The organism is Candidatus Pelagibacter sp. PS_10_02 (assembly GCF_059418005.1).
Map to the genome: position 1 here is coordinate 652,016 of NZ_CM182076.1, position 24,248 is coordinate 676,263.

General features: G+C 31.0%; 24 protein-coding genes. 13 read left to right on the top strand and 11 right to left on the bottom strand.

The window, feature by feature from the left end:
- The first annotated feature begins 13 nt into the window (after nucleotides 1-13).
- The 9 genes from sfsA to grxD are packed head-to-tail and all read left to right on the top strand — an operon-like array spanning nucleotide 14 to nucleotide 7,243.
- Nucleotides 14-712: a DNA/RNA nuclease SfsA gene (gene sfsA / locus AC5SL1_RS03650; RefSeq protein ID WP_494573581.1), complete on the top strand. Its 699-nt coding sequence runs from the start codon at nucleotides 14-16 to the stop codon at nucleotides 710-712.
- A complete protein-coding gene (gene map / locus AC5SL1_RS03655; protein ID WP_494573580.1) occupies nucleotides 705-1,475 on the top strand; it encodes a type I methionyl aminopeptidase in 771 nt (256 codons plus the stop codon). The genes sfsA and map overlap by 8 nt, the downstream gene beginning before the upstream one ends.
- A gap of 3 nt (nucleotides 1,476-1,478) precedes the next feature.
- Nucleotides 1,479-2,771, top strand: coding sequence for an adenylosuccinate lyase (purB, locus tag AC5SL1_RS03660; protein WP_494599166.1), 1,293 nt, complete (start codon nucleotides 1,479-1,481; stop codon nucleotides 2,769-2,771).
- On the top strand, nucleotides 2,771-3,553 hold the full coding sequence (gene purC, locus AC5SL1_RS03665; protein ID WP_494599167.1) for a phosphoribosylaminoimidazolesuccinocarboxamide synthase: 783 nt from the start codon (nucleotides 2,771-2,773) through the stop codon (nucleotides 3,551-3,553). The genes purB and purC overlap by 1 nt, the downstream gene beginning before the upstream one ends.
- Before the next feature lies 1 nt (nucleotide 3,554).
- Nucleotides 3,555-3,797: a phosphoribosylformylglycinamidine synthase subunit PurS gene (purS, locus tag AC5SL1_RS03670; RefSeq protein ID WP_494599168.1), complete on the top strand. Its 243-nt coding sequence runs from the start codon at nucleotides 3,555-3,557 to the stop codon at nucleotides 3,795-3,797.
- A gap of 6 nt (nucleotides 3,798-3,803) precedes the next feature.
- Complete coding sequence (gene purQ / locus AC5SL1_RS03675) at nucleotides 3,804-4,487, top strand: phosphoribosylformylglycinamidine synthase I (protein WP_494573576.1); 684 nt, start codon at nucleotides 3,804-3,806, stop codon at nucleotides 4,485-4,487.
- Nucleotides 4,487-6,679, top strand: coding sequence for a phosphoribosylformylglycinamidine synthase subunit PurL (gene purL, locus AC5SL1_RS03680; RefSeq protein WP_494599169.1), 2,193 nt, complete (start codon nucleotides 4,487-4,489; stop codon nucleotides 6,677-6,679). The genes purQ and purL overlap by 1 nt, the downstream gene beginning before the upstream one ends.
- Nucleotide 6,680: 1 nt before the next feature.
- Nucleotides 6,681-6,911: a BolA/IbaG family iron-sulfur metabolism protein gene (locus AC5SL1_RS03685; RefSeq protein WP_494573574.1), complete on the top strand. Its 231-nt coding sequence runs from the start codon at nucleotides 6,681-6,683 to the stop codon at nucleotides 6,909-6,911.
- Nucleotides 6,911-7,243: a Grx4 family monothiol glutaredoxin gene (gene grxD, locus AC5SL1_RS03690; RefSeq protein ID WP_494573573.1), complete on the top strand. Its 333-nt coding sequence runs from the start codon at nucleotides 6,911-6,913 to the stop codon at nucleotides 7,241-7,243. The genes AC5SL1_RS03685 and grxD overlap by 1 nt, the downstream gene beginning before the upstream one ends.
- 7 nt (nucleotides 7,244-7,250) lie before the next feature.
- Here the strand turns inward: grxD and rpsD are convergent, their stop codons facing one another.
- Genes rpsD through AC5SL1_RS03730 form a run of 8 tightly spaced genes read right to left on the bottom strand, consistent with a single transcriptional unit; the run spans nucleotide 7,251 to nucleotide 16,263 of the window.
- Nucleotides 7,251-7,868 (bottom strand): 30S ribosomal protein S4, encoded by a 618-nt coding sequence (rpsD, locus tag AC5SL1_RS03695; protein ID WP_494599170.1) that lies wholly within the window; start codon nucleotides 7,866-7,868, stop codon nucleotides 7,251-7,253.
- Between the two features lie 40 nt (nucleotides 7,869-7,908).
- Nucleotides 7,909-8,622, bottom strand: coding sequence for an RNA methyltransferase (locus AC5SL1_RS03700; RefSeq protein WP_494599171.1), 714 nt, complete (start codon nucleotides 8,620-8,622; stop codon nucleotides 7,909-7,911).
- Entirely contained in the window at nucleotides 8,622-10,223 is a 1,602-nt protein-coding gene (gene cimA / locus AC5SL1_RS03705; protein ID WP_494599172.1) for a citramalate synthase, read from the bottom strand. The genes AC5SL1_RS03700 and cimA overlap by 1 nt, the downstream gene beginning before the upstream one ends.
- Nucleotides 10,220-11,581: a cysteine--tRNA ligase gene (cysS, locus tag AC5SL1_RS03710; protein ID WP_494599173.1), complete on the bottom strand. Its 1,362-nt coding sequence runs from the start codon at nucleotides 11,579-11,581 to the stop codon at nucleotides 10,220-10,222. The genes cimA and cysS overlap by 4 nt, the downstream gene beginning before the upstream one ends.
- Before the next feature lie 45 nt (nucleotides 11,582-11,626).
- Entirely contained in the window at nucleotides 11,627-12,364 is a 738-nt protein-coding gene (gene nadE / locus AC5SL1_RS03715) for an NAD(+) synthase (RefSeq protein WP_494600291.1), read from the bottom strand.
- Between the two features lie 41 nt (nucleotides 12,365-12,405).
- On the bottom strand, nucleotides 12,406-13,785 hold the full coding sequence (locus tag AC5SL1_RS03720; protein WP_494579067.1) for a class II 3-deoxy-7-phosphoheptulonate synthase: 1,380 nt from the start codon (nucleotides 13,783-13,785) through the stop codon (nucleotides 12,406-12,408).
- Nucleotides 13,786-13,820: 35 nt separating this feature from the next.
- Entirely contained in the window at nucleotides 13,821-15,641 is a 1,821-nt protein-coding gene (glmS, locus tag AC5SL1_RS03725; RefSeq protein WP_494599174.1) for a glutamine--fructose-6-phosphate transaminase (isomerizing), read from the bottom strand.
- A gap of 1 nt (nucleotide 15,642) precedes the next feature.
- Nucleotides 15,643-16,263: a DapH/DapD/GlmU-related protein gene (locus tag AC5SL1_RS03730; RefSeq protein ID WP_494599175.1), complete on the bottom strand. Its 621-nt coding sequence runs from the start codon at nucleotides 16,261-16,263 to the stop codon at nucleotides 15,643-15,645.
- A 70-nt stretch (nucleotides 16,264-16,333) separates the two neighbouring features.
- Here AC5SL1_RS03730 and AC5SL1_RS03735 point away from each other — a divergent pair, with 70 nt between their 5' ends.
- The 4 genes from AC5SL1_RS03735 to AC5SL1_RS03750 are packed head-to-tail and all read left to right on the top strand — an operon-like array spanning nucleotide 16,334 to nucleotide 20,596.
- Nucleotides 16,334-17,023 carry an HAD-IA family hydrolase gene (locus AC5SL1_RS03735; RefSeq protein ID WP_494599176.1) on the top strand — a complete coding sequence of 230 codons (690 nt, stop codon included), beginning with the start codon at nucleotides 16,334-16,336 and terminating at the stop codon, nucleotides 17,021-17,023.
- Between the two features lie 50 nt (nucleotides 17,024-17,073).
- Nucleotides 17,074-18,576, top strand: coding sequence for an MmgE/PrpD family protein (locus AC5SL1_RS03740; protein WP_494579073.1), 1,503 nt, complete (start codon nucleotides 17,074-17,076; stop codon nucleotides 18,574-18,576).
- Nucleotides 18,576-19,472 (top strand): methylisocitrate lyase, encoded by an 897-nt coding sequence (gene prpB, locus AC5SL1_RS03745; protein ID WP_494573563.1) that lies wholly within the window; start codon nucleotides 18,576-18,578, stop codon nucleotides 19,470-19,472. The genes AC5SL1_RS03740 and prpB overlap by 1 nt, the downstream gene beginning before the upstream one ends.
- A complete protein-coding gene (locus AC5SL1_RS03750; RefSeq protein ID WP_494579076.1) occupies nucleotides 19,472-20,596 on the top strand; it encodes a bifunctional 2-methylcitrate synthase/citrate synthase in 1,125 nt (374 codons plus the stop codon). The genes prpB and AC5SL1_RS03750 overlap by 1 nt, the downstream gene beginning before the upstream one ends.
- A gap of 6 nt (nucleotides 20,597-20,602) precedes the next feature.
- Here AC5SL1_RS03750 and AC5SL1_RS03755 read toward each other — a convergent pair whose 3' ends face one another.
- The 3 genes from AC5SL1_RS03755 to AC5SL1_RS03765 are packed head-to-tail and all read right to left on the bottom strand — an operon-like array spanning nucleotide 20,603 to nucleotide 24,169.
- A complete protein-coding gene (locus tag AC5SL1_RS03755; RefSeq protein WP_494599177.1) occupies nucleotides 20,603-21,226 on the bottom strand; it encodes a class I SAM-dependent methyltransferase in 624 nt (207 codons plus the stop codon).
- A 4-nt stretch (nucleotides 21,227-21,230) separates the two neighbouring features.
- The gene (locus AC5SL1_RS03760) at nucleotides 21,231-22,241 is read right to left on the bottom strand and encodes a ribonucleotide-diphosphate reductase subunit beta (RefSeq protein WP_494573560.1); all 1,011 of its coding nucleotides are present in this window, start codon (nucleotides 22,239-22,241) and stop codon (nucleotides 21,231-21,233) included.
- A complete protein-coding gene (locus AC5SL1_RS03765) occupies nucleotides 22,232-24,169 on the bottom strand; it encodes a ribonucleoside-diphosphate reductase subunit alpha (protein WP_494599178.1) in 1,938 nt (645 codons plus the stop codon). Before AC5SL1_RS03765 ends, AC5SL1_RS03760 begins: the two co-directional genes overlap by 10 nt.
- Between the last annotated feature and the right edge of the window lie 79 nt (nucleotides 24,170-24,248).

Consider the following 24,248-nt stretch of genomic DNA (forward strand, 5'->3'; position numbering starts at 1 on the left):
ATACATTTTATATATGGAATTTACCAAAGCTTTAATTAAAGGCAAACTTATCAAACGTTACAAGAGATTTTTTACTGATGTTAAAATTGGTAAGGAAATTGTTACAGCACATTGCCCTAATACAGGATCAATGAAGGGTTTGTTAGATGAGGGTAATGAAGTTTTTGTGTCCAAAAATGATGACCCAAAAAGAAAGCTAAAATATACGCTTGAGATCATTAAGGCTAAAAAAAATTTGGTTGGTGTAAATACTCATTTTGCAAATAAAATTGCTTATCATGGCTTATCAAATAATCTAGTGAAAGAGGTTGCAAATAGTGACAGTATTAAACCTGAGGTATTCTTTGATAAAGAAACCAGATTCGATTTTTTAATTGAAAAGAACAAGCAAAAAATATTTGTAGAGGTTAAAAATGTTACTTTATTTAGGGATGAAAAAACTGCAGAATTTCCTGATGCTGTAACGTCTAGAGGGTCTAAGCATTTAAAAACTCTTATTGAAGCTGTAAAAAAAGGTTATAAATCCTATCTATTGTTCTTAATTCAAATCCAAGGAGTTAATAATTTTAAAATAGCCAAAGATATTGATAAAGAATATTATGAAAATTATTTACTAGCAAAAAAAGCTGGTGTTACTTTTTTAGCTTATCAATGTAAAATAAGTGCAAAAGAAATTAAGATAGATAAAAAAATTAAAATTATTGATGTCTGATTATTTAGAAAAATTTGAAAAAATGAGAGTTGCTGGAAATCTTGCGGCGAGAACTCTTGATATGTTGACAGAAAATATTAAACCTGGAATTACAACTGATCATATTGATAAATTGAGTTATGAATTTATAAAAGACCATGGTGGATATTCAGCTCCTCTTTATTATAGAGGTTTTAAAAAATCATTATGTACTTCTTTAAATCATGTTGTCTGTCATGGAATACCTTCAGATAGAGTATTGGAGGAAGGTGATGCTTTAAATGTTGATGTAACTGCTATAGTTGATGAACATTATGGTGATACAAGTCGAATGTTTTGTGTTGGTAAAACCTCAGTTAAAGTAAATAATTTAATTGATGCAACGCACGAGTCTATGATGAGAGCTATAAATTTATTAAAACCAGGATTAAAACTTGGTGACATTGGTTATGAAATACAATCTTTTGTTGAAAAAAAAGGTTATTCTGTTGTTAGAGATTTTTGTGGTCATGGAATAAGCACTACCTTTCATGAGCCCCCTAATATATTACATTATGGAAGAAAAAATACCGGAATGGAACTTAGGCCAGGCATGACGTTTACAATTGAACCCATGATAAATACAGGTGAATGGGATGTAAAAATGCTAAAAGATGGTTGGACAGCTGTTACAAAAGACAAATCTTTATCAGCACAATTTGAACATACGCTGGGTATTACTGAAAATGGTTATGAAATCTTTACAGAATCTGTTAAAGGTTATTCAAAGCCCCCTTACTTATAATTAATGATTGAAAGATATTCTAGAAAACAACTCACTGACATATGGTCAGAACAAAATAAATACCAAATTTGGCTTGATGTAGAGGTTGCAGCAGCTGAAGCCATGGAAAAACTTGGTCAAATCCCTAAAGGGGTAGCATCAGTTGTTAAAAAAAAAGCCAAGATAAATGTTAAAAGAATTCATCAAATTGAGACTAAGGTTAAGCATGATGTAATTGCTTTTTTAACTTCTGTTACTGAAAAAGCTGGTATTAAAGCAAGATACCTTCATCAAGGAATGACATCTTCTGATGTACTGGATACAAGTTTAAATATACAATTAGTTCAATCGGGCAGAATTTTACTTGCTGATATTGATCAAATTTTAAAAGTTTTAAAAAAACAAGCCAAGAAATATAAATACACTCCTTGTATGGGTAGAAGTCATGGTATTCATGCTGAACCTATTACTTTTGGGTTAAAACTTGCTTCATTTTATGAGGAATTTAAGAGAAATAGAAAAAGGTTAGTTGATGCAATCGATGAAATTTCAACATGCGCAATATCTGGAGCAGTTGGAACATTTGCAAACATTAACCCTAATGTTGAAAAACATGTGGCTAAAAAACTAGGTTTAAAAGTTGAGCCCATATCAACACAGGTAATACCAAGAGATAGACATGCTTTTTATTTCTCAGTCCTTGGAATTATTGCAGGCTCAGTTGAAAGAGTTGCAATTGAAATTAGACATTTACAAAGAACTGAAGTTTATGAAGTTCAAGAATTTTTTTCAAAAGATCAAAAGGGTTCATCAGCAATGCCACACAAAAAAAATCCAATCTTAAGTGAAAATTTAACAGGGCTCGCTAGAATGGTTCGAAGCGCGGTAATCCCTGCTCTTGAAAATATTGCACTATGGCATGAAAGAGATATTTCTCATTCAAGTGTTGAAAGAAATATTGGTCCTGATGCAAATATTACTCTAGATTTTGCTTTAGCAAGACTAAGTAATATTTTAGATAAAATGATAGTTTATCCAAAGAAAATGGTTGAAAATTTGAATATCACAAAAGGTTTAATTTTTTCTCAAGAGGTAATGCTGGAGCTTACAAAATCAGGATTGAGCCGAGAACAATCTTACAAAATGGTGCAAAATTATGCCAAAAAATGTTTTGCTGACAATTTAAATTTATTTGACGTTATATCAGACGATAAATTTATAATGACTAAAATTTCATCAAAAAGATTAAAAGCTATATTCAATTATTCATCCCATTTTAAAAACGTAGATTTAATCTTTAGAAGAGTATTTAAATAATGAAAAAAGGTAAAAAATTATATGAAGGCAAAGCAAAAATAATTTATGCAACCGCTGATAAAAGATTAGTTATTCAATATTTCAAAGATGATGCAACTGCTTTTAATAATTTAAAAAAATCAACCATTGAAGGCAAAGGTGTTTTAAACAATAGAATATCAGAACACATTCTAACAAATCTCTCTCAAATCGGAATAAAAAATCATTTAGTAAAAAGACTAAATATGAGAGAACAAATTATTAAGTTAGTTGAGATCATACCTATTGAATTTATTGTACGTAACGTTGCTACTGGTTCTATTACTAAAAGATTAGGTGTCGAAGACGGAACTGTTCTTAAGCAGCCTCTGTTAGAGTATTGCCTTAAAGATGATAAATTAGGTGATCCACTTATTGCTGAAGAACATATACTTGCATTTGATTGGGCTACAAAATCTGAATTAGAAAAAGTTAAAAAAATGATCCTTAGAATTAATGATTTCATGATTGGTATGTTCAGAGGAGTTGGGATTAAGTTAATTGATTTTAAACTTGAATTTGGCAGACTTAAAGAAAACGGTAAATCTGAAGTTATTTTAGCAGATGAAATTAGCCCTGATACTTGCAGATTATGGGATAGTATTACTGATAAAAAACTTGATAAAGATAGATTTAGAAAAGATCTTGGAGATTTAATACCCGCTTACACTGAAGTTGCTAAAAGGTTAGGAATATTACATGAACAATCTAACATGAGTGCTGTAAACGTTACAAAATTAAGCTCAATAAAGAAAATAAAATAATATGAAAGTATCAGTCATCATCACACTTAAAAAAGATGTTTTGGACCCTCAAGGTAAAGTTATTCATCAAACACTTGATGGTATGGGGTTTGACAATATTAATGAAGTTAGACAAGGCAAGTACTTTGAAATTGATACAAAAGAAACTGATAAAAAAAAAGCTGAAAAAGATGTTGAAGATATGTGTAAAAAGCTTTTAGCGAATTTAGTTATAGAAGATTATAAAATTATCGGATCAGAATAATAAATAATGCATTCATCCGTAATCACTTTTCCAGGATCCAATTGTGACAGAGATATGGATGTTGCCTTAAAGAAATTTGGCTTTAAAAATAAAATGGTTTGGCATGATGATGTTGAGCTTCCAAAAAGTGACTTAGTCGTTTTGCCAGGTGGGTTCTCATATGGGGATTACCTTAGATGTGGAAGTATGGCATCAAAATCTAAAATCATGAAATCTGTTTTAAATTTTGCCCAAGGGGGTGGTAAAGTTATGGGAGTTTGTAATGGGTTTCAAATTTTAGTCGAGTCAGGTTTGTTGCCGGGAGTTCTACTTAGAAATAAATACTTAGAGTTCATTTGTAAAAATGTTTTTGTAAAAGTTAATAATCAAGACAACTCTTATTTTAAGGATAACAAAAAAGAAGTTTATGAATTTCATATAGCACATAATGAAGGAAATTACTTCTGCTCTAATGATCAAATTAAAGATATTAATGACAACAATCAAATTGCCATGTTTTATTCTGATGAAAATGGAAACGTTAATGAACAATCAAACCCTAATGGCTCATTACAGAATATAGCTGGAATATTTAATAAACAAAAAAATGTTTTAGGAATGATGCCTCATCCTGAAAGAATGATAGACCCTGCTCTATCAGGTGAAGATGGTTCTTTATTTTTTGAAAACTTAATTAATAATCTTAGATAATGATGGTAAACGAAAAACTTGCAATCGATCATGGTTTAAAAAAAGATGAGTATAAAAAGATCTGTGATTTACTAAAGCGAGTTCCAAATATTACTGAATTAGGTATTTTTTCTGCAATGTGGAATGAACATTGCTCTTATAAATCTTCAAGATTTCATCTTAAAAACTTACCCACAAAAGGAAAAAATGTAATTCAAGGCCCTGGAGAAAATGCAGGTGTTATTGATATAGGAGATAATGATGCAATTGTCTTTAAAATAGAAAGTCATAATCACCCATCATTTATTGAGCCTTATCAAGGTGCAGCAACTGGAGTGGGTGGAATTATGAGAGATGTGTTTACCATGGGTGCTAGACCTATTGCTAATTTAAATTCAATTCACTTTGGATCTCCTCAACATAAAAAAACAAAGAATTTATTACGTGGTGTTGTTCATGGAATTGGTGGCTATGGTAATTGTATGGGGGTTCCAACTATTGCTGGTCAAACTAGTTTTGATGAGTCTTATAATGGAAATATTTTAGTAAATGCTATGACTTTAGGGCTTGTTAAAAAAGATAAGATTTTTTACTCCAAAGCTGCCGGATTAGGAAAGCCTGTCATCTACGTTGGTTCAAAAACAGGTAGAGATGGTATCCATGGTGCAAGCATGGCCTCTGCATCATTCGATGATAAAATTGAAGAAAAAAAACCAACAGTTCAAGTTGGTGATCCTTTTACTGAAAAACTATTATTAGAAGCTTGTTTAGAGTTAATGGCAGGAGATTCAATTATAGCAATTCAAGATATGGGAGCTGCCGGACTAACTTCTTCAAGTATTGAAATGGCTTCAAAGGGAAATTTAGGAATTGAGATTAATTTAAACAAAGTTCCATGTCGTGAAGCAAATATGACACCTTATGAGATTATGTTGTCAGAAAGCCAAGAGCGAATGTTGATTGTTCTAGAAAATGGCAAAGAGGATTTAGCTAAAAAAATATTTGATAAGTGGAATTTAGATTTCGCAATAATTGGCAAAACTACAAAAAGTAAAAGAATAGAATTATACTTTGATGAAAAAAAAGTTGCTAACATTCCTGTTAATACCTTAGTTGAAAACTCTCCTATGTATGATCGTAAATGGAAGAAGACAAAACTTCCTAAAAAAATTAAGATTCAAAAAGAAGATTTAAAAGGTCTTAAAGTCGTTAATGTTTTAAATAAAATTTTATCTAATCCAAATGTTTGCAGTAAAGAATGGATTTGGCAACAGTACGATCATACGGTTATGGGGGATACTATTCAAAAACCTGGTGGAGATGCTGGTGTTGTTAGAGTTCATGGTACCAACAAAGCAGTTGCAGCCTCTGTAGACTCTTCTGCAGTTTATTGCTGGGCTCACCCTTTAAGTGGAGGTAAACAAATTGTTTGTGAGAGTTGGAGAAATTTAATTTCAGTAGGTGCTAAACCAATTGCTATTACTAATTGCCTAAATTTTGGTAGTCCTGAAAATGAAGAAAATATGGGTGAGTTTGTTGAATGTGTTCAAGGATTAGGTGAGGCAAGTGCGTATTTGGATTTCCCAGTAGTATCAGGAAACGTTTCTTTTTATAATCAAACAAAAGATGTTGGAATTAAACCTACTCCTACTATTGGAGGTGTTGGTTTAATCAAAGATTATAAAGATATGGTAACCATGGATTTAAAAGAAGTTGATAATATACTTTTGGTTATTGGTAAAACTGAAGGTCACTTAGATCAAAGCTTATTTGCAAGAGAAATCTTAAGTGAAAAAAATGGACCCCCACCCGAAATTAATCTTTTTAATGAAAAAAATAATGGTGAAACAATCTTAAGATTAATTGATCAAAAATTTATTAAATCAGCTCATGATGTGTCTCTTGGTGGAATAATTACCGCTCTTTCAAAAATGTGTATTAAAGGAAAAAAGGGTGCAACTCTTAAAAAGCCTAATTATTTGATAAATGAATTTGAATATTTATTTGGTGAAGATCAAGGAAGATATATTATTGAAATTAATAAAGATGATCTTAAAAATGTAACTAAAATTCTCAAAGATAATTCCGTTCATTATGATGAGCTTGGAATGGTCAATGAAGGTGGTTTAATCATAAATGATAAGACAAAAGTATCAATTGACGATTTGATTAAATCGCATACAACTTGGCTAACTAACTACATTAGTAACTAATATGGCAATGGATTTAAAAGAAATTGAGACACTGATTAAAGAAGCTATTTCTGATGCAATTGTTGTGATTGAAGATTTGGCAGGAGATGGCAATCATTATTCAGCAACAGTGACCTCTAAAGAATTCTCTGGCAAAAGTAAAATTGAACAACACAAAATGGTCTATAATTCATTAAAAGGAAAAATGGGTAATGAACTGCACGCATTAGCAATTAAAACAAAGGAACAATAATGGATGATAATACAAAAAATTTAATTCAAGGTCATATTGATACAAACGAAGTCTGTTTATTTATGAAGGGAACTCCTGATGCTCCTCAGTGTGGTTTTTCTATGGCAGTATCAAACATGTTAAAAATTTTAGAAGTTAAGTATCAAGGAATTAATGTTTTAGAATCTCAAGCACTAAGAGAAGGTATAAAAGAATTTAGTGACTGGCCTACTATTCCACAAGTTTACATCAAAGGTGAATTTATTGGTGGCTGTGACATCGTTAAAGAAATGTATGAAAACGGTGAGCTCAAGAAAGTACTTGAGGATAAAGGAATAAATTTTAAAAAATAAATTTTTATTATCTAGAGTAATATTCGATTACTAGATTAGGTTCCATTACAACTGGATATGGAACTTCTTCAAACTTAGGTGTTCTAACAAAAGTAACTTTTTTGTTTTTTTCATCTAATTGAATATATTCAGGAGTTTCTCTTTCTTTATTTGCTAAAGCAATATCAATAAAAGCTAATTGTTTTGACTTGTCTCTAATTTCAATAACATCCTCTTCTTTAACAACATAACTGCCAATATTAACTTTCTTACCATTAACTCTTACATGGCCATGGTTAATAAGTTGTCTTGCAGAAAAAACTGTAGTTGAAAATTTAGCTCTATACACAACTGAGTCTAATCTTCTTTCAAGCAAACCAATTAAATTTTCACCAGTATCTCCTTTTAACATGGTTGCTCTTTTATAAATATTTCTGAATTGTCTTTCATTAATATTACCGTAGTAACCTTTTAGTTTCTGTTTAGCTTGAAGCTGAATTCCATAATCAGAAGGTTTTCCTTGTCTAGACTGACCGTGTTGTCCTGGTCCATAGGCTCTAGTGTTAAAAGGACTTTTGGGTCTACCCCATAAGTTTATTTTAAGTCTTCTGTCAATTTTGTGTTTAGAACTAATTCTTTTTGTCATTTAATAGGAGGGTTTATAAACTTACTCATTATTTTGTCAATCAACCTTTTTTGGCTAGACTTGCAAATACACTTGATAAAATACGCGTTTCCTTCTCTGAAAGCTCCATTTTAGAAAAAATACTTCTTAAGTTTTCAAGCATGATGGGTTTCTTTTCTAAAGGTTTAAAAAAGTCTTTTTCTTCAAGTTTGTTAATGCATAAGTTAGTCATAGCTTGCACATCTTTCTTGCTAGCTAAAGTTACTTTCTTTGACTTGGAGTAGTTGGCACTTTTTAAATTGATAATACTTGCAACTGTATGGGCAATAATAATAACACTATGAGATAGATTTAGTGACTTAAAATCAGGATTAGTTGGGATTTGCATGGTGTAATTAGCATAACTGATCTCATGGTTAGATAATCCAGACGCCTCAGAACCAAACAAGAAAGCAACTTTTTTACTGAAATCAATTTTTTTTAGATCTTCCAAATTTAAATGTTTGATATTCTTATTTCTAAACCTTGCTGATGTTGCAATAACATAATCTACTTTTTTTACAGCAGTCTCTAAAGTTTCGTGAACTTTAGCATTAGTGATTAAATCTTTTGCACCTACAGAAGTTGCTAAAATTTTATCGTTTGGAAAAATTGGCTTAGGCTTAACTATAACTAATTTTTTAAAGTTAAAGTTTTTAATTGCTCTAGCACAAGCACCGATGTTTTCAGATAGTTGGGGTTGGTGTAAAATAAATGAAATATTATTAAATGACATTAAAGACTAGCTGGAGCATTATCTTTGAATAACTTATAATCCAAACTATCAACTAATGCTTTAAATGAAGCATCAATTATATTTGCTGAAACTCCAATAGTGAACCAGTTCTTACCTTTTGAGTCAGTGCTCTCAATTGAAACTCTAGTGATAGCTTCTGTGCCTGTATTTAAAATTCTAACCTTGTAGTCTACTAATTTAAGATCTTTCAAATAAGGTGTATATTTATTTAATCTCTCAACATTTTGTCTTATAGCATTATCCAATGCATTAACTGGACCATTTCCTTCACCAGTACAAACAATTTTTTTTCCATCAACCTCTAACTCTGCTTTTGCAGATGAAATAATTTTTCCAGACGAATCTTTTTTAACTGAAACATCGTATTCTTTAATTGAGATATATGTTGGTATTTTGCTGATAATTCTTCTAGCTAGCAATTCAAACGATGCATCTGCCCCATCGTAACTATAGCCAATAAATTCTCTGTCTTTTACTTCATCTAATAATTTTTTAATCTTAGGATCACTTTCCTCTATTTCAATACCAATAGATCTTAATCTTGAGATGATATTAGATTTTCCTGATTGATCTGAAATTACAATATTTCTAGAATTACCAACTTCTTCTGGATCGATATGTTCATAAGTTTTTGGATCTTTTTGTACTGCTGATACGTGCAGGCCACCCTTGTGTGAAAAAGCAGCAGCACCAACATAAGGTAAATGTTTATTAGGTTTTCTATTTAATATTTCATCTAACAATCTAGAACATTGAGTTAAATTTTTGATATTGTTGGGCTTAATTTGTAATTGAAATTTCTCATTAAAATCATTTTTTAAAAAGAATGTTGGAATTAATGACATTAAGTTGGCATTACCACATCGTTCACCTAAGCCATTAATTGTTCCCTGAACTTGTCTTACACCAGCCCAAACTGCAGCTAAAGAATTAGCAACTGCATTCCCTGTATCATTATGAGCATGAATGCCTAAATTTTTTCCAGGTATAGTTTTTGTAACTTCTGTTACTATTTTGCTAATTTCATGAGGTAATGTTCCTCCATTAGTATCACATAAAACAATCCATCTTGTACCTGCATCATACGCAGCTTTAAGACAAGACAATGCATAACCAGGGTTTGCTTTGTATCCATCAAAAAAATGTTCTGCATCAAACATAAACTCTTTATTTTCCTTAACAAAATGTTTTGCAGTCTCGCTAATATTTTCTAAATTTTCTTCATTACTAATACCAAGAGCAATATCAACATGAAAATCCCAAGTTTTACCAACAATGCAAACTGCTGGTGTGTTAGCATTTAATAGAGCAGATAAACCTGGATCATTATCAGCACTTCGACCAGTTCTTTTGGTCATGCCAAATGAAGTTAATTTTGCATTTTTAAATGAATGTTTTTTTTGAAAAAACTCAGTATCGGTAGGATTTGCTCCAGGCCATCCTCCTTCTATATAATCAACACCTAAAGCATCTAAGGCTTTGGCTATTTTAATCTTATCATCTACAGAAAAATCTACCCCCTGAGTTTGGGCACCATCTCTTAATGTTGTATCAAATATAAAAAGTTGTTCTTTGTTCATTTAAATTTCCAAATTGTTTTACCATCTTTGTCTTCTATTAAAACCCCTTTGTCTAAAAGTTCATCTCTAATTAAATCTGCCTGCTTATAATCCTTGTCTTCTCTTGCTTTATTACGAAGTTCAATTTTTTTTAAAATATCAGCTTCAGTTATTGATAATTTTTTCTTTTTAAATTCTAACCATTCTTCTTTTGTTTTATTCAAAATACCTATGAAGTTACATGCTGTAACAAATAAATTTTTATCAGCATCATTACCCTTTAAAGCTTTATCATATAGTTTGTGTAAATTTGCTATGTAACCTGGTGTGTTTAAATCGTCATAGAGTGGAGATAAAATATCTTCATTTAAAACAGATTTATCTTTTAGAACTTTGTAGACCTCATACCATTTATCAATAGTATTTTTACAATCCTCTAAAAGTTTTTCATTCCAATCTAGAGGTTGCTTATAATGAGCACTCATAAGAGCAAGTTTTAAAACTTGGCCATCAATATTGTCCTTAAAATCTTTTATCTTTAAAATATTGCCAGTGGATTTAGCCATTTTTTCATTAGACATTGTAATAAATGCGTTATGAACCCAATAATTAGCAAAAACTTTTGTATCATTTACACATCTTGATTGAGCAATTTCATTTTCATGATGGGGAAAAATTAGATCTATTCCACCTCCATGAATATCAAATACATTTCCTAAATATTTCTTTGACATGGCCGAACACTCTAAATGCCAACCAGGTCTTCCCTTTCCCCAAGGGGAATCCCAAAAAGGCTCATCATTAATGGAAGGTTTCCATAAAACAAAATCTTCTGATTTTTTTTTATTTTTTGAAACTTCAACTCGTGATCCAGCAATCAAATCTTCTAATTTTTTATTAGATAATTTTCCATAATCAGAAAATTTACTTACTTCAAAATAAACATGATTGTTAGCTTCATAAGCAAAACCCTTACTGATTAAAGAATTAATCATTTCTATCATTAGATCAATATGTTCTGTTGCTTTAGGTTGTTGTGATGGATTTTCTAAATTTAGATAATTACAATCATCATTAAATTCAGCAATAATGCTGTTAGTTAAATCTAATATTGAAATATTTTTTTCTTTAGAAGATTTTATAATCTTATCGTCAACGTCTGTAATATTTCTAATATAGGTAATTTTGTCATGACCATATTTAGATTTCAAAACTTTGTATAAAATATCAAAAATTACAAGAGGTCTTGCATTACCTATGTGTGGATTATCATAGACAGTTGGACCACAAACATACATTCCAATATTGTTTTGATCTAGAGGAATAAATTTCTCTTTTTTATTACTTAGATTGTTTGTTAAAAAAATATCCTTATTCATTATCTTAGAATTATACTTTAATTATAGATTTGTGAATCTATAAGATTAGTTGGGAATCTTGCAAACTGGGATTGGCTCCATTTTGTGCAAGTTCATATTTCTTATTTTTTCGTATTTTTCTCGATTTATTGATTTAGGATTATTCATTGCTTCTTCTAATTCTTCATATTTAAGACCAAGTTGACCCTCATCTGTTCTACCATCATCCCACAGACCATCTGTTGGTGGTGCCTCTATAATTTCATCTAATATATTAAGAGATTTTCCAATTTCCCAAACATCTGATTTATTGCAATCTGCAATTGGAGAAATATCAACTCCTCCATCTCCATATTTTGTGTAAAAACCTACACCAAAATCCTCTACTTTATTACCAGTACCAACTACTATTCCTTTGTTAGCAGCGGCTACTTGATAAAGTGTAGTCATTCTAATTCTAGCTCTAGAGTTAGCCATTCCATGTTCATTGTCAAAATTAGACAATGTACTTTCAAATGTTTTAAAAATCTTATCTAAATTTATAGTATGAGCTTCAACATTTTTAAAATTTTTAACAAGCCATTCTTGGTGCTTTAAACTTAAATCATGTTGAGTAGCTTTTTGTTTAATTGGCATTGATAAAACAATTGTTTTTAAACCTGTCATTGCGCTCAAGGTGCTTGACACTGAAGAGTCAATTCCACCAGAAATTCCAATAACCAAAGATTGAGCCTTACTTGGCATTTTTTCTACGTAATCCTTGATCCAATTACTTATAAATTGTGCTTTTTCTAAAGGTTTCATCATTGAAAGAAATTAAACAAAATTGTATTTAATACAATGGCTTAAGATGCCGCTTTAATATTTTTTTTAGAATAGGCAGCATTCTTCTTAATTTCATCAGAAATTAAGAATGCTAACTCTAAAGCTTGATTTGCATTAAGCCTTGGGTCGCAATGTGTGTGGTAACGATGTGATAAATCTTGGTCAGATATTTTCTGAGCTCCACCAGTGCATTCTGTTACATCTTGACCAGTCATTTCAATGTGTAGACCACCTGCATAACTACCTTCACTTTGATGGCATTCAAAAACATTTTTTACTTCTTTAACAACGCTATTAAAAGGTCTAGTTTTAAATCCAGTTGTCGATTTAATAGTATTTCCATGGCAAGGATCACATGACCATATAACATTTAAACCTTCTTTTTTAATTGCTCTAATTAATTTTGGTAAAAATTTAGAAACATTCTCTTGTCCAAATCTTGATATTAAAGTAATTTTTCCTTTTTCATTTTTTGGATTAATCTTGTTACATAGATTTATTAAATCATCTGGTTTTAAAGTTGGGCCACACTTAATACCGATAGGATTTTCAATTCCTCTACAAAATTCAACATGTCCTCCATCTAATTGTCTTGTTCTATCTCCAATCCAAACAAAATGAGCAGAAGTATCGTGATGTTCACCAGTTGTTGAATCTACTCTTGTCATTGCTTGTTCAAAAGGAAGTAGTAAAGCTTCATGAGATGTCCAAAAGTTTACTGTTTTTAATCTTCTATTAAAATCTGAGTTGATACCACAAGCATCCATAAAGGCTAAAGCATCAGCTATTCTATCTTCTAATTCTTTGAATTTCTTAGCTGTTGGAGTATTTTTAATAAAACTTAAATTCCAAGTATGCACTTTTTTAAGATCAGCAAAACCACCATGAGAGAATGCTCTTATGAGGTTTAATGTTGATGCTGACTGAGAGTAAGCTTTAAATAATCTTTTTGGATCTGGTATTCTTGATTTTTCACTAAAATCCATTCCATTTATATTGTCACCTAAATAACTTGGTAACTCAACACCATTTATATTTTCAACAGGTGAACTTCTTGGTTTTGAAAATTGTCCAGCAATTCTTCCAAGTTTAATTACAGGCAATGATGCAGAGTATGTAAGCACCAATGACATTTGTAAAATTAATTTAAATGTATCTCTAATATTGTCTGGATGAAATTCAGCAAAACTTTCAGCACAATCACCGCCTTGAAGTAAAAAAGCTTTTCCATCAACAACATCAGCCAATTGCTCTTTTAAATGTCTTGTCTCACCAGCAAAAACTAATGGTGGAAAACTTTTAATCTTACTTAAAACACCATCTAATTCTTTTTGATCCGGGTATTCCGGAATGTGTTTTACAGGATAATTTCTCCAGCTATTTATTTTCCAATTTTTCATGTTCAACCTGAGAGTGTTGTATCAGACTTTATTTATTATTCAACTGTGACTGATTTTGCCAAATTTCTTGGTTTATCAATATCATAGCCTTTAAGGAGAGCTGAATAATAAGCTAATTTTTGTAAAGGAACAGTTAATAAAAATGGAAGTAAATCGTCATTTGCACTTTCAACTAATATTGTTTCCCAAATATTTTCTGAAAAAACTTCATCTTTACTTTTATTAGTAATTAATAAAACTTTTGCTCCTCTTGCTATTACTTCCTGCATATTAGAAATAGTTTTTTTATAATAATTATCTCTTGGAGCTAAAACTACCACAGGCATTCCATCTTCAATCAAAGCTAATGGACCATGCTTCATCTCACCAGCTGGATACCCTTCTGCATGCACATATGCTAACTCTTTTAACTTTAAAGCACCTTCCAATGCTATTGGATAAGAAAAACCCCTACCTAAAAACATTGAACCCTTGGCATCAGTAAAAGAACCTGAGACTGCTTGAATTTTATTTTCAGTTAACAAAGTATCTTCAACTAATTTAGGTAATTTTTTTAATTCTTTAATTTTATCTAAATATGTTTCTTTATCAAAATCCTCTCTTAATCTTCCAAGTTTTAATACTAAAATATAAAGCACTAACATCTGTCCCATAAATGCTTTAGTAGATGCTACTCCAATTTCTGGTCCACAATGAATAGGTAATACAAAGTTAGAGTCTCTTGCAATAGAGCTTTCAACAACATTTACAATGCTACAAGTTTTCATATCATTTTGATTACATAAATCTAATGCAGCGTACGTGTCTGCTGTTTCGCCTGATTGAGAGACAAATATATATAAGTTGTCTTTTTTAAATCTATTTTTTCGGTATCTAAACTCAGAAGCAATATCAACTGCAACTTCAAGAGAGGTATTTTCTTCAAACCAATATTTTGCCATTAAACAAGAGTGATAAGCTGTTCCACAACCAATTAAGGTAATTGATGAAATATCACTTATATTCCATGGAAAATTGTAAATATTTATATCGTTATTAATTTTGTCAACATATTCATTAATGCAATTCTTAAGTGTTGCAGGCTGTTCTTCAATTTCTTTAGCCATGAAATGCTTAAAATCACCTTTGTCGTAATCCTGTTCTTTAGATGATAATTCTAAAACTTTTTTATTAACTTTTAATCCTTCTTCATCAAAAAATTCAACATGGTCTTTTTTAATAATGCAAAACTCTCCATCGTTTAAATATGAAATTTTATTAGTCATTGATTTTAATGCATAAGAATCTGATCCTAAATAATTCTCACTAGGACCGTAACCAACAGCAAGCGGTGATCCTCTTCTGGCACCAACTATAAGGTCAGGCTGATCTTTAAAAATAATCCCCAATGCAAAACTACCATGAAGTTGTTTTAAAGTTTTAATAATTGCATCTTTTAAATTTAATTCTTTTAAATACTCAGTAATAAGATGAACTATTACCTCTGTATCAGTTTGTGACTTAAATATATGTCCCTTCCCTACTAAAAATTTTTTTAAAATAGTTGAGTTTTCTATAATACCATTATGTACAACAGATACATTTTCAGAAGAATGCGGGTGAGCATTAAGGGTATTTGGCACTCCATGAGTTGCCCATCTCACGTGGCCAATACCAATTGATCCAATCATATTTTTAACAATTGAGTTTTTTTCTAAAATATCAACTCGACCTTCAGATTTTGCTTCACTTACAATGCCATTTGACAATGTTGCAATTCCAGCTGAGTCATACCCTCTATATTCCAATTTTTTAAGTGAATTTATGATTGTCGATGAAACTGGTTTATTACTAGCTATTCCTATAATTCCACACATATTATTTTTTTCTTCTATAATTTTTAACTGAGGTTTGAGATGCTCTTGTTAAAGCTAATGAATTTTTTTTTACATTTTTTGTAATTACAGAACCCGCCCCAACAATACTGCTTTTTTCTAAAGTTACTGGTGCAACTAGTGATGAGTTTGAGCCAACAAAAACATTATCTTTAATTTTTGTTTTACTTTTTTTGACACCATCATAATTACATGTAATTGTGCCAGCACCAATATTTACACCTTTTCCCAATTCACTATCACCAATATAAGACAAATGATTTACTTTTGATTTCTTTCCAATTTTACTTTTCTTAACTTCTACAAAATTTCCAATTTTAGATCCTTCTTCTAAAATTGTTCCTGGTCTAAGTCTTGCGTAAGGGCCAACTTCAACTTTATTTTTTATATTACAATCTTCTAAGTGAGAAAATGAATTTATAATTACATTGTTACCAATTTTAACTTTTGGTCCAATTACAACATAAGGATTAATTGTTACATTTTTTCCAATTTTAGTATCTTTGGAAAAAAAAACTGTCTCTGGTCCAATCATCCTTACACCAGACTTTATAAAAAATTTTCTAAGTTTATCTTGGTTGCTATTAGAATTTATTTGTTTCATCTGGAAATACTTTTATATTAAGTGTATAGGTATCTTAATTCACAATTTATTTCTTAAAAATACTTTATAAATGACTCAAAAATACACAATTATATTTGATCTTGATGGAACACTGGTTGATACAGCACCAGACTTAATGAATGCCCATAACCATGTAATGAAAAAATATGGTTATCCCACAAAATCTACTGAAGAAATTAGAAATCTAGTTGGTCAAGGTGCGGGTGCTATGATTGGAAGATCTATATGGGGACAGGCAAAAAAAGAATTTGGCAAAATTGATGATCAAAAGATTAAAGCTGAAATGGTTAAGGATTTTATAAATTTTTATGGAAAAAATATTATCAATGAAAGCACACTTATTAATGGTGTTATAGAATTTTTGAAATGGTGCAAATCTCAGAATATTTCAATGGCAGTATGCACAAACAAACAAGAACACTTAGCAATAGATCTTTTAAGAAAAATTGGAATTTATGATTACTTTGAATATGTAGCTGGATCAGATACTTTTGATTATTGCAAACCTGATCCAAGACACGTCACAAATATAATCGAAATTGTGGGTGGAGAAATAAATAAATCTCTTATGTTTGGTGATAGTGAAACTGATGCAAATGCTGCAAAAGCTGCTTCGATTCCAGTTATTTTATTAGAAAATGGTTATACCGAAAAAAATACTAATGAAATTTATCATAATCATTTAATAAAAGACTTTATTGGTGTTGAAAAAATAGTTTCTACTTACTTAAAAGATTGATTTAATTTTTTTTCTTACTATTAATATGTGCAGACAATTTAGGAGTTCTAATGATTTCACATAAAGTAAAAGTTTATCCATCAAAAATTAATCTCCCTAAGAAAAATCAATTAGCGTGGAAAATTGCTGAAATTGCCTCTGACAATGTAAAATTAGATAAAGCTGCAGTTGAAATGGTCATCAATAGAATTATTGATAATGCATCAGTTGCTATAGCTTCTTTAAATAGAAAGGCAGTAATTTCTTCAAGAGAGATGGCCTTAAAACATCCAAGAAAAAATGGAGCAAATTTATTTGGTATAGATTCAAAATTAAAATTTGATTGTGAGTGGGCTGCATGGTCAAATGGTACTGCTGTAAGAGAGCTTGATTTTCATGATACTTTTTTAGCTGCAGACTATAGTCACCCAGGAGACAACATTCCTCCAATTTTAAGTGTTGCTCAACAAACTAAAAAAAGTGGTTTAGATTTATTAAGAGGGATTATTACCGGTTATGAAGTTCAGGTTAATTTAGTTAAAGGTATATGTTTGCATAAACATAAAATTGATCATATTGCACATTTAGGGCCTAGTGTTGCAGCAGGACTTGGTACGATGTTAAAATTAAATACTGAAACAATTTATCAAGCTGTTCAACAAGCTCTACACACAACAATTTCAACTCGGCAATCTAGAAAAGGAGAAATCTCTAGTTGGAAAGCTTACGCCCCTGCTCACGCAGGCAAACTTGCAATTGAAGCAGTAGATAGAGCCATGCGTGGTGAAGGTGCACCGAGTCCAGTTTATGAAGGTGAAGATAGTGTTATTGCTAGAATTTTAGATGGCAAGAAAGCTTTATATAATGTGCCATTACCTAAAAAGAATGAACCTAAAAAAGCTATACTTGAAACGTATACCAAAGAATATTCTGCAGAATACCAATCTCAAGCGTTGATAGATATTGCTAAAAAATTAAATAAAAAAATTCCAAACTTAGGTCAGATTAAAAAAATTGATATCTTTACAAGTCATCATACTCATTATGTAATAGGAACTGGCGCTAATGATCCTCAAAAAATGGATCCTAATGCAAGTAGAGAAACGCTAGATCACTCTATTATGTATATTTTTGCAGTAGCGCTTGAAGATGCAGATTGGCATCATGTTAAATCTTATACAAAGCAAAGAGCAAGTAGAAAGAGTACTATAAAAATTTGGAAATCAATTACTACTTATGAAGATAAAAAATGGACTAAAAAATATCACGATCCAAATCCAAAGAATAAATCGTTTGGTGCAAAAGTAGTGGTTACTTTAAACAATGGGAAAAAAATTATCGAACAACTTGATAGAGCCGATGCGCACCCTTATGGAGCACGTCCTTTTAAAAGAGAAAATTATATTAAAAAGTTTCTAACTTTAACAGATGGAATATTAGATAAGAAAGAGAGTGCTCGTTTTTTAAAGACAGTTCAAAACCTTAAGAATTTAAAAGCGGGAGAACTACATAAACTGAACATTCAAGTTAAGAAAAATCAAATAAAGAAAAATACAAAACAAGGAATTTTTTAGTGCATTTTGTAGAAAAAGAACCTAATCAAAAGAGAGCTGACTTTGTCAGCAAATTAAAATCTAATAAAATTTTAAGAGTGCCAGGTGCTTACAATCCTTTAACTGCAAAATTAATTGAAGAAATTGGTTATGATGCGGTTTATGTGTCAGGTGGAGTTATGGCAAATGATCTAGGGTTTCCTGATATTGGTTTAACAACTCTGCAAGATGTTAGTACAAGATCATATTTGATTTCAAGAGTTACTAATTTACCAACAATTGTTGATATCGATACTGGTTTTAAATCTTGTGAAGAAACTATTAAAACCTTTGAAGAGTTTGGAATATCTGCTGTTCATTTAGAAGATCAAGTGGAACGTAAGAGATGTGGCCACTTGGATAACAAAGAATTAATTTCAACTGAAGCAATGGTTAAAAAAATTAAAGAGTGTGTTGCTGCAAAACAAGATGAAAATTTTAAAATTATAGCAAGATCAGATGCTAAAGGGGTTGAGGGAATTGATAAAATGATTGATAGATGTAAAGCCTACATTGATGCTGGAGCAGAAATTATATTTCCAGAGGCTCTTTATGATGAAAAAGATTTTGAAAAAGTTAGAAAAGAATTATCATGTTATTTACTAGCCAATATGACTGAGTTTGGTAAATCAAAACTATTCAACTATAAGGAATTAGAAAATTTTGGCTATAATATTGTAATTTATCCAGTGACAACACAAAGGTTAGCTATGAAAAATGTTGAAGATGGCTTGAAGGACATTTTTGTAAATGGACATCAGAACAATATTATTGATAAAATGCAGACTAGAAAACGATTATACGAATTAGTGGAATATGAGAAATATAACTCGTTAGATGAAAAGATTTATAACTTTAGTACGGAAGGACATGAATAATGAGCGATGATATAAAAAAAGGTTTACTGGGTATAATTGTTGATGAAACTGAAATCTCTAAAGTTATGCCAGAAATTAACTCTCTTACTTATAGAGGTTATGCTGCTCAAGATTTGTGTGCCAGATGTAACTTTGAAGAAGTTGCTTATTTAATATTAAATAAAGAACTACCAAAAAAGACTCAACTTAAGCAATTTGTTAAAGACTTAACAAAAGAGAGAGCATTATCTAAAAATTTAATCGAAATTTTAAAAAAAATTCCAAAAAATTCACATCCAATGGATGTTGCAAGAACGGCTGTTAGTGTAATGGGTTTGGAGGACAAAGAGAGTAAAGACAACTCTCCTAAAGCAAATTTAAGAAAGGCTTTAAGAATTTTTGCAAAAACTCCAACTGCTCTTGCTGCTTTTTATAGACTTAGAAAAGGAAAAAAAATTATAGCTCCTAAGAAAAATCTTTCTTTTTCTGAAAACTTTTTTCATATGTGTTTTGGCAAAGTGCCTGAAAAAGAAATTGTTAAAGCATTTGACGTATCTTTAATTTTATACGCTGAGCATAGTTTTAACGTATCAACTTTTACAGCAAGAACTATCACTAGTAGTTTATCAGATATCCATGGGGCAATCACCGGTGCAATCGCTAGTTTAAAAGGACCTCTTCATGGTGGTGCCAATGAAGAAGTAATGCACATGATGAAAAAAATTAAAAAACCAGAAAATGCTTTAATGTGGATTACTAAAGCTCTTAAAAATAAAGATGTTGTGATGGGATTTGGTCATAGAGTTTACAAAAGTGGAGACTCAAGAGTTCCGACAATGAGAGAATATTTTAAAAGAGTGGCCATTATTAAAAAAGACAAAACTTTTGAAAAAATTTACGATATTGTAGAGAAAGTAATGATTAAAGAAAAAAATATTTACCCCAATGTGGATTACCCAACGGGACCTACTTACCACTTAATGGGATTTGATACAGATTTCTTTACACCTATATTTGTTATTTCGAGAATTACGGGTTGGTCTGCACATATTATGGAGCAACATGCGGCTAATAAATTGATTAGACCTCTTGCAAGTTACAAGGGTCAAAAACATAGAAAAGTTTTAGAACTAAACCAACGATAATTTTAATTATTTTTCTATTTTAGCAAATCGCTCATAAATAATATCAGACTTATAGTTATTGTCTTTGATAAATTCATCAATTGCTTGTTTTACTCCTGGTGCATAACTTAAATCATAATCATCACATAGGATTGTGCCATTGTTCTCCAAAACAGGCTTTGAATATTGTAGATCAATTTTAACTGTTTCATAAGCATGTCCTCCATCTAAAAAAACATAGTCAATTTTAGACATATCTATTTTTTTAAGTAGTAGATTAGAGTTACCTTTAATAAGGTGAATATTTTTATTAAATTTCTTTAAAAGATATTTAACTGCTTCAATTGAATACGGGTCTTGTCTTAAAATATATTTAAAATAAATTCTCTTTAAAGGATTGTTAAATTTTGTATTTGGAATAACCTCATTTGCATTTTCAACACTTTCACCAAACAAATCTAAACCAATGTAATTAAATTCATCACCATGAATGCTATGAAGTAATTCACAAACATTTCTTGCAGTAACACCGTGAAATACACCGATCTCAAGAAAATTTTTAGGTTTCTTGGAGGCTATTTCGTTAAGAAATAACTCTCCAATACCTTTTTGCTTAAGGCTGGTCTTTCTAAAATATTTCTTATATTTCAAAAGATTAACTAAATGCTTCTGTCCAAGTTCCTTGAGTTGATGCTTTAGAATATTCAGTTGCACGACCTTCAAAGAAGTTCATGTGCTCAACCGCATTTAACATCGTGTCTAACCATGTAAGTGGGTTTTTATGAACATTGTAAAGCGGTTCTAAACCTAACTGAGTTAATCTTCTATTAGCAATAAATCTAATATAGTCTTTAACTTCTTGTGCGGTTAGACCTTCCATTGGACCCATTTCAAAAGCTAAATCAATGAAAGCATCTTCGTGCGCAATGATTGTTTTACAAGCATGATATAATTCACTTGTTAGCTTCTCAGTCCAGATACCAGGATTTTCATTAACAAATTCTTTAAATAGTCTAATCATAGAATTACAGTGCAATGTTTCATCTCTAACAGACCAAGTTACAATTTGGCCCATACCTTTCATCTTATTGTGTCTTGGAAAGTTAAGAAGAATTGCAAAACTTGCAAACAATTGTAAGCCTTCAGTAAATGCACTAAACACTGCTATTGTTTTTGCAATGTCATGATTTGATTTAACATCAAAGCCTTGCATGTAATCATATTTATCTTTCATTTCTTTGTACTGCATGAACGCTGAATATTCTGACTCAGGCATTCCAATTGTATCTAATAAATGAGAGTACGCAGCAATGTGAACTGTCTCCATTGAAGCAAACGCTGACATCATCATTAAGACTTCAGTTGGTTTAAATACATTCATGTAGTGACGAATGTAACAGTTGCTTACTTCAACATCCGCTTGAGTAAAAAATCTAAAAATTTGAGTTAATAAATTTTTTTCAGATGCTGATAAATTTTTCTGCCAGTCTTTAACATCATCTCCAAGAGGCACCTCTTCTGGTAACCAGTGAATTCTTTGTTGAGTTAACCAAGCATCATAACACCATGGATATCTAAATGGTTTGTAAACTGGATTGGCTACTAATAAGCCGTTATTATTTTTTGGCTGAACAATTTCAGCTTTTATTTTTTCTGCTACTGACATGATAAACACTCCTCGTATTCCGGATCTTTCGCCGCTGTTGGTTTTTGTTTGTAAACGTTTGCAAGAATATCTGTTGATTTTTCATCATTAACATTTTCTGCACGCTGAATTGATTTTGATCTACAGTAATAAAGGCTCTTCAGGCCTTTTTTCCAAGCATCAAAATGAATTTTATGTAACTCTTTTTTATGAACATCTGCTGCTAAAAATAAATTAATAGATTGAGCTTGTGAGATGTGTGGAGTTCTGTCACCACTTAGTTCAATGATCCACTTTTGATCTAATTCAAAAGCAGTTTTAAAAACATCTTTTTCATGATCTGTTAAAAAATCTAAGTCAGAAACTGAACCTTGGTTAGTTGTAATCCCAGACCAAACATCTTCATTATTTTTGCCATGTTTTTCGAGCAGTTCTACTAAATATCTATTTCTAACATTAAATGAACCTGACAATGTTTTATGTGTATAGCTATTTGCAGCAACTGGCTCAACCCCTGGAGAGGCTCCACCACAAATAATTGAAATTGATGCAGTTGGCGCAATCGCAGTTTTATTTGAAAATCTTTCATTAAATCCATATTCAGCAGCATCTGGACAAGGTCCTCTTTCATCTGCTAAATCTTTTGATGCTTGGTCAACATGTTCTTGAATGTGTTTGAATATTTTTTTATTCCAAACTTTACTCATGACAGACTCAAGTGGAATGCTGTGCTTTTGTAAATAAGAATGGAAACCCATAACTCCAAGACCAACACTTCGTTCTCTTGCAGCAGAATATTTTGCATCTGCAAACTGATCTGGCGCTCTTTCGATAAAGTCAGTTAAAACATTATCTAAAAATCTCATCACATCATTGATCATCATCGCATCATCTTTCCACTCATCATATTTTTCTAAGTTTAAAGAAGATAGGCAACAAACGGCTGTTCTATCTCTGCCATCTTTATCAATGCCTGTTGGTAAAGTTATTTCACTACATAAGTTAGAAGTTTTAACTGTTAGGTTTGCTAACTTATGATGTTGTGGAATTTGTCTGTTCACTGTATCGATATAGATGATGTAAGGCTCTCCTGTTTCCATTCTAGCCGTTAATAATCTAATCCATAAATTTCTTGCAGAGATCGTTTGTTGAACAGTTCCATCAGCAGGACTTTTTAGTGCCCACTGTTCATCTGTTTCAACGGCTCTCATAAACGCATCTGATACTAAAATACCATGATGAAGGTTTAATGCTTTTCTATTTGGGTCTCCACCAGTAGGTCTTCTCATTTCAATAAATTCTTCAATTTCAGGATGATCAATTGGTAGATAACAAGCAGCCGATCCTCTTCTTAATGATCCTTGGCTAATTGCCATCGTTAACGAGTCCATTACTTTAATGAAAGGAATAATTCCTGAAGTCTTACCCACTTTACCAATTTTTTCACCAATGGATCTAAGGTTACCCCAGTAACTTCCAATTCCACCACCTTTAGCAGCTAACCAAACATTTTCACTCCATAGATCTAAAATTCCACTTAAACTATCTGATGCTTCATTTAAGAAACAAGAAATGGGTAATCCTCTTTTAGTTCCACCGTTTGATAAAACAGGAGTTGCTGGCATGAACCATAAATTACTAATGTAATTATAAATTCTTTGTGCATGTAAATTGTCATCTGCGTATGAACTTGCAACACGTGCAAATAAATCTTGAAAAGATTCGTTGTGACCTAAGTAACGATCTTTTAAAGTTGCTTTACCAAAGTCTGTTAATTTAGAATCTTTTGTTCTATCAATTTTAATAATGATACCTTTTTCATTTTGAAAAAGTTCAGTGTCATTATTAAGTGAGAATAAATCAGGTCCTTTGTTTTTAGAAAGTTCGCTGTTATTTGGGCTATACTCGGAGACAGCTTTCTTGAGTGCCTGTGATAGTATTTTATTCATAAATTTTTAAGTTTTTCAGTTATTTTTAACAAAACAACTATATGTTGTATGCTAGAACCATTGATACACCATATAAATC

Coding starts and splice junctions, on each gene's coding strand:
- AC5SL1_RS03765 (WP_494599178.1), bottom strand. CDS start 24,169: ATGAATAAAATACTATCACAGGCACTCAAGAAAGCTGTCTCCGAGTAT.
- AC5SL1_RS03700 (WP_494599171.1), bottom strand. CDS start 8,622: ATGTCATTTAATAATATTTCATTTATTTTACACCAACCCCAACTATCT.
- cimA (WP_494599172.1), bottom strand. CDS start 10,223: ATGAACAAAGAACAACTTTTTATATTTGATACAACATTAAGAGATGGT.
- rpsD (WP_494599170.1), bottom strand. CDS start 7,868: ATGACAAAAAGAATTAGTTCTAAACACAAAATTGACAGAAGACTTAAA.
- cysS (WP_494599173.1), bottom strand. CDS start 11,581: ATGAATAAGGATATTTTTTTAACAAACAATCTAAGTAATAAAAAAGAG.
- map (WP_494573580.1), top strand. CDS start 705: ATGTCTGATTATTTAGAAAAATTTGAAAAAATGAGAGTTGCTGGAAAT.
- purC (WP_494599167.1), top strand. CDS start 2,771: ATGAAAAAAGGTAAAAAATTATATGAAGGCAAAGCAAAAATAATTTAT.
- AC5SL1_RS03760 (WP_494573560.1), bottom strand. CDS start 22,241: ATGTCAGTAGCAGAAAAAATAAAAGCTGAAATTGTTCAGCCAAAAAAT.
- AC5SL1_RS03685 (WP_494573574.1), top strand. CDS start 6,681: ATGGCAATGGATTTAAAAGAAATTGAGACACTGATTAAAGAAGCTATT.
- AC5SL1_RS03720 (WP_494579067.1), bottom strand. CDS start 13,785: ATGAAAAATTGGAAAATAAATAGCTGGAGAAATTATCCTGTAAAACAC.
- nadE (WP_494600291.1), bottom strand. CDS start 12,364: ATGAAACCTTTAGAAAAAGCACAATTTATAAGTAATTGGATCAAGGAT.
- grxD (WP_494573573.1), top strand. CDS start 6,911: ATGGATGATAATACAAAAAATTTAATTCAAGGTCATATTGATACAAAC.
- purL (WP_494599169.1), top strand. CDS start 4,487: ATGATGGTAAACGAAAAACTTGCAATCGATCATGGTTTAAAAAAAGAT.
- purB (WP_494599166.1), top strand. CDS start 1,479: ATGATTGAAAGATATTCTAGAAAACAACTCACTGACATATGGTCAGAA.
- AC5SL1_RS03740 (WP_494579073.1), top strand. CDS start 17,074: ATGATTTCACATAAAGTAAAAGTTTATCCATCAAAAATTAATCTCCCT.
- AC5SL1_RS03730 (WP_494599175.1), bottom strand. CDS start 16,263: ATGAAACAAATAAATTCTAATAGCAACCAAGATAAACTTAGAAAATTT.
- AC5SL1_RS03735 (WP_494599176.1), top strand. CDS start 16,334: ATGACTCAAAAATACACAATTATATTTGATCTTGATGGAACACTGGTT.
- glmS (WP_494599174.1), bottom strand. CDS start 15,641: ATGTGTGGAATTATAGGAATAGCTAGTAATAAACCAGTTTCATCGACA.
- purS (WP_494599168.1), top strand. CDS start 3,555: ATGAAAGTATCAGTCATCATCACACTTAAAAAAGATGTTTTGGACCCT.
- sfsA (WP_494573581.1), top strand. CDS start 14: ATGGAATTTACCAAAGCTTTAATTAAAGGCAAACTTATCAAACGTTAC.
- AC5SL1_RS03750 (WP_494579076.1), top strand. CDS start 19,472: ATGAGCGATGATATAAAAAAAGGTTTACTGGGTATAATTGTTGATGAA.
- purQ (WP_494573576.1), top strand. CDS start 3,804: ATGCATTCATCCGTAATCACTTTTCCAGGATCCAATTGTGACAGAGAT.